The sequence below is a fragment of the Bradyrhizobium sp. sGM-13 genome, assembly GCF_018398875.1.
Taxonomy (GTDB): domain Bacteria; phylum Pseudomonadota; class Alphaproteobacteria; order Rhizobiales; family Xanthobacteraceae; genus Bradyrhizobium.
In genome coordinates, this window is record NZ_JAGWDK010000429.1 from 1 (window position 1) to 238 (window position 238).

1 protein-coding gene is annotated in these 238 nt (G+C 61.3%); it reads right to left on the minus strand.

What is annotated here, in order from left to right; translation table 11 throughout:
- A partial coding sequence (locus KJQ96_RS39540; RefSeq protein ID WP_249735132.1) for a tripartite tricarboxylate transporter substrate binding protein occupies positions 1 to 238 on the minus strand: 238 nt, incomplete at both ends.

Genomic DNA, 238 nt, shown 5'->3' on the forward strand with positions numbered 1-238 from the left:
GTGATAGGCCACGAACAGGTTCGGGCTTTCTCCGACCAGATGCACCGGCAGGAAATTCGTGAGCGGATCATACGATAGGCTTTTGCGCAGTGTGACATTGGCCGCCATGGTGCCCTGCGTGCCGTAGATCATCGTGTAGCCATCGGGTTTTGAGCGCGCCACCTGCTCGGTGCCGACGGTGCCGCCACCACCGGCCCGGTTATCGATCACGACGGACTGGCCGAGCGTCCTCGACATT